This window comes from Photobacterium sp. 1_MG-2023 (genome assembly GCF_030547945.1).
Lineage (GTDB): Bacteria > Pseudomonadota > Gammaproteobacteria > Enterobacterales > Vibrionaceae > Photobacterium.
On the sequence record NZ_JAUORR010000059.1, the window covers coordinates 1 to 4,566 of the forward strand.

The 4,566-nt window shown below is 40.8% G+C and carries 6 protein-coding genes and 1 pseudogene; all 7 read right to left on the bottom strand.

Annotation, left to right across the window (positions count from 1 at the left end; all coding sequences use genetic code 11):
- Positions 1-189: 189 nt before the first annotated feature.
- The 7 genes and pseudogenes from Q4579_RS22655 to Q4579_RS22685 all read right to left on the bottom strand — a co-directional run bounded on the left by Q4579_RS22655 (position 190) and on the right by Q4579_RS22685 (position 4,416).
- Positions 190-612, bottom strand: coding sequence for a GNAT family N-acetyltransferase (locus tag Q4579_RS22655; protein ID WP_303567202.1), 423 nt, complete (start codon positions 610-612; stop codon positions 190-192).
- A 671-nt stretch (positions 613-1,283) separates the two neighbouring features.
- The gene (locus Q4579_RS22660) at positions 1,284-1,562 is read right to left on the bottom strand and encodes a hypothetical protein (RefSeq protein WP_303567204.1); all 279 of its coding nucleotides are present in this window, start codon (positions 1,560-1,562) and stop codon (positions 1,284-1,286) included.
- A 123-nt stretch (positions 1,563-1,685) separates the two neighbouring features.
- The gene (locus Q4579_RS22665) at positions 1,686-1,916 is read right to left on the bottom strand and encodes a hypothetical protein (protein WP_303567205.1); all 231 of its coding nucleotides are present in this window, start codon (positions 1,914-1,916) and stop codon (positions 1,686-1,688) included.
- Between the two features lie 366 nt (positions 1,917-2,282).
- Entirely contained in the window at positions 2,283-2,657 is a 375-nt protein-coding gene (locus Q4579_RS22670) for a hypothetical protein (RefSeq protein WP_303567207.1), read from the bottom strand.
- A gap of 131 nt (positions 2,658-2,788) precedes the next feature.
- On the bottom strand, positions 2,789-3,121 hold the full coding sequence (locus Q4579_RS22675) for a YggL family protein (RefSeq protein ID WP_303567209.1): 333 nt from the start codon (positions 3,119-3,121) through the stop codon (positions 2,789-2,791).
- Between the two features lie 164 nt (positions 3,122-3,285).
- Positions 3,286-3,777, bottom strand: a pseudogene (locus Q4579_RS22680) (GNAT family N-acetyltransferase).
- Between the two features lie 138 nt (positions 3,778-3,915).
- Complete coding sequence (locus Q4579_RS22685) at positions 3,916-4,416, bottom strand: lecithin retinol acyltransferase family protein (protein WP_303567211.1); 501 nt, start codon at positions 4,414-4,416, stop codon at positions 3,916-3,918.
- Positions 4,417-4,566: the final 150 nt, after the last annotated feature.

Sequence of the window (4,566 nt, forward strand, 5' to 3'; positions counted from 1 at the left end):
GACCGAATGTAGAGCGGCAGTCCCAAACCTTGCATTACCTGACGCTGTTGTTGACAACCGGGGGAGTCCATGTAGCCACGGTAAGTCGTGAGCAACGCTCACCATGACACCTAACCCATTGTGCTGTAAACACTTAAGCCAATTTAAACCAACATTGTCAGGTGTTGCGAATCTGTCTTCAACACTTTGTTATCCGTTTTTTAGAAACACACGCTGAACCTTATTAACACCAAATCCAATAGCTTCGTAAAACTCTTGTGTGTCTTTTCTTAGTTCATTACAACGTACTCTAATATCCCCTTTATTTTTCTTTTGGGCATATTTTACGAGTGCTTTGCCGATACCTTTGCCACGTGCTTCAGGAGAAACAACTAGCCCACCAATTTCAAAGAAGCTCTCTGATGCAAGGCGCCGAGCATAGAAAAGGTGTAACCAGCCTAAAATTCGGCCATCTGATTCTGCGACATAAACCTGATCTTGAGCAGAATTCAGTAATTCTTGAAGCTTTGAAAGAGATTCGGAAGAAGATAACTCGGCATATCCAAGATATTTGGATACTTCATTAATGCCGAGAACATCCGATTCTGAAGCAGTTCTGATTATATGTTCCACTCTACGTTTTCCTTGTCGTTCATAACACCAAATTCAGGTGTGAAGCACATAATACCGATGGCACCGCCGAGCAGTATAATCACAAAAACCAACACAGAATAAAAATGGTACGCGTGCCGAATCGCTCTTTAATTGTCTGTTATGCGGTTTCCTAATACAGTAACTCATCAGCTTCAATACCAACATGATCGGGCGCTAAATATTGAGGAAATCTGACTGCTCGGATTGTATCGTGACCAAGTAACATAGCTTTGCACACTCTGTGCATCCCATCCATGACCCTACCTTTATGACACAGGAGGATTGGGTATGATAAATCAGCGTTCTGGATGAGTTTCGTGTGCTCTATAATGTTTCTACATGTTGGTTTTTCACCACCCAACTCGAACCAAAATTCTTCGTCTAACTCACTGATGTCAGTTAACGAAATTTCGATAACGGGTAAATCTTTAGCGAGTTCAATTAGCCGGAAAACATCCCACGATAGCAGTCCTTCATCAGAGCTTCGAAAATGATACTGTTGTCTCATAATTCTCCTTACTCCACCACGCCCAGTTCAGACGTGAGTGGCAACATCGATAAATCTAAGTCATTGTTCTGTAGATAACTAAATTGATTTCGACTCAAGTAACAAGCATTGCGAATCGCTTTTTAATTACTTGTTATGTGTGTTACTCAAACTTGGCGATATGATATTGATACTTTCTCTCACGCCACCACCAAATCAATAAACTAAAAGGAATCGCACCAATCGATCCCCAGAAACCACTCATGAATATATCGGTCGTTTGCGCCCAGCCCCAAACCGTTTCAGATATAAAAGCCGGTTCAATACTTTGCCCTACCATCACGCCTAAAATTGCTGGAAAAGAAGTGCGGACAACAAACCTAAGACTCCCCTGTTGTCGCTCTAGTTTCCACTTGGAAGGTTCGTTTTCCGAGTCTTTCATTATCTCCTCCATGAGATATTTGCTATAAAGATAAAACGCAAAGCACACGGGCGGAAAAGCGTATTAGCCTTTGACGTCTCAGCAGCCCAAGGCTGCGATTGATCCGCCTTTTTATATAACATGCTACCTTTTACCACCAATAAACATGCCTATAACAACTATTACTGCCCCTATTGCTAATGTATGAAACCTAAATTGTGTCCAATCAAATGAATGATCATCAGTGAAAGCGAGCTTCATGTAGACATCATCAGGCGATGATTGAAATACATAAATCGGCAATAAATCTGCCGAGAAGGCTGCAATAGCGTACAAAAGAATCAAACAGCCGATGATCATCAATGCTTTATTCACTTGAATCTGCCTCTTGCAATTAACGCTGCGTTGCTTAGTAAACACTGTGACCACTAAACCTAAATCATTGTGCCGTATAATCAAACAGAAAATGCTAAACATTGTGAATCCCTCTTCAACATTTTTCTATGTGTGAAGTGGCCAGCACACAAACTATCTAACTACCTTCACCAATGTTCAATTCATCGATTACATCTTCCCAAGCAGAACAGTCAACACCAAGAATACGACTAACTTTTCTATTTTTTTCAATTATTTAAGAGGGAGTCGATCGGATTCAGGACTATAACTGGACTTAGTGACAACGACTACTTCGCTATGTTCCATTTGTTAATTCCGTATGAGTGAATAACGCTTTGTTACAGCTTAAGCGTACACGTACTGCTCTAATCTTTTACCTCGATCATCAACTGTAATTGCTTTCACATAAACTTGGTGATTTTTTGCCATGTAGACTTGAAGATAAAACTCTTTAACGCATTCCAAGGTAACATTGTGATTAGCAGCATGCTTAGGCAACCATTCACGATAGTGACCGATTGATTTTCTGATTCTCGGAGTTAAACGAAAGAGTTCCTCTGTTTGGACGGGAATCCAAGAAATCTGAACTGACTTACCTCGATTTAAGCGAGCCAAAGTGTATAAATCTTCGATAATAAATGTGCCGTCAACATAATTGCACCCACCGACGAATGAATGGGTAAAGTTATGAGCCATCGATTTAATGAACTTATACTTCATCCTACCCCTTGAATGATAACCCCTTGTTTAGTCGTAAGGTACGCTATACAAAAGCTTCTACACGATTGCGTAATCAAAATTTCACTGCAAACCCAGTACGCCATGCTTGTCAAATCTGCTTCAACAATTTGTTATATGTCGTTATTCACATCGACTAGTTCACCAACATTGACTTCTGCGAATATAGGATTGCTTAACAACCAACGTTCTATCACCAAGCGCTCTTTCTCTGTTGGAGACTCATATCGATTATTGGATACCACAAAACAATCAAACTGTTCCTGACTAGATCCGCCACCAACAATTAAGTTTTGACTTTCTACAAGATCAATAAACTCATCGATAAATTGGTCATAATCAGTTTCACTATGTTCCGTCATTCGACAGGTAACTGCAAAACCATATACTGTAAACTCACCACTGAATAATTTCTTTCTTAATCTTCTACTACGATTTTTCGTCATTTATCCTCCTAGGCATAATACGCTGAAAAGACTGGTAGCAAAACCAAAGTAAAGCTGCAGTTTTGACATCCGTGTGATTTCCCCTGTTACAATGCAGGTTCATTGCCAAAAATTCCACAACTTTTTTCTTCTATCTTTCATTGGCTTCCCATTTCTTAGCCATTCTAAAGAATATACTCTGTGCGTAGCCGAAGTTGGTAAAAGTCTGTTTCATCTTGCTTCGGATTCTTACGCACGAACGCCCAACCATGACGCTTATAGAATCTGAAGGCTCTCGTGTTAGTTCGGCTCACGGAAAGTACAGCATGCAAACAACCCGCTTGACTCAAAGTGCTTACGACGTAATTCTGCACTGTTGGGGCAAGGCCTAAACCTCGAAAATTCGGTTTTAAGTAAATGAGATGCACATAGCCAGTTTCCGGCTCAAGTGAAAAACTGCGAAACTCTAGCTGCCCAGCAAACTAACCATCAACAAATATATGAATGTAGTACCATCCTGATGTCGCTAACCCTTCAATGACACGCTCACGATAACCACTGATGAAATCATCGAAACCACCATAATGCCCGAAGCTACGAAAGTACCCATCTCTCCTGGCAGCAACGCAAAGCTCAAAATCGTCATTAATGTTTATCTGCCTAAAAGCAATCTCCATGTGTACCTTTTCCATTAAGCACCTAACACTATGCTAAGTGGCTGTAAACACATATCTACAATCGAAATAGCCACCGTAAGCGCAAAAACTGATTTGAACTAAAACTGCCATGCGTTTGTAGCCGTATTAATCGCTTTGTTATGCCTGTTCTTTTTTCTCAACCGCCTTTGCGCTTGCAACGCCAACACCGGCACAGGCAACGGCAACACCTAGAATTTTGAACCATGTAGGTTTTTCGGACAAAAGCGCTGTAGCCAAAGCTCCCGTTGCTCCCAGAGCTACCCCCGTTTTTACTTGTTTTGAGGTAATACCAAGCCCGAGAACAAAATTAATAAACTGCTCACAATTTCTATCAGTAACTGAGTATTTCCAAACATCAACTTGAGCACGAGCATTTTGAATAGCAAGTTCAACAGGAACAGGTAAGTTTATATCTACAAGGTATGTTTTTGCACCTTGAGTAACTATACCAGCTTTTTCTTCTTTTACAGTACCCGTTCTTTCTGAAGCCGAAATTAGCATATAAAAGCCATCAGAACACTTTCGGTCTGAAACCAATGCCCAATGCTGGTATGGGAATGGGCCCATGCTAAAATTAGAAACTAGAACATCACCAGGTTTGATCGTTGAAAAATCCATTTTTACTTTTCCGTTAATATACACCTAGCTTAATATGAGGGTGTACATTTCTAATTCAAGAGCGATTAAGGCATAACGAATGACATGGACTCCCCCTCATCAGGCTCTGCCACACTAGGTAAGTCTGACTACGAAATTACCGGAGGCCAC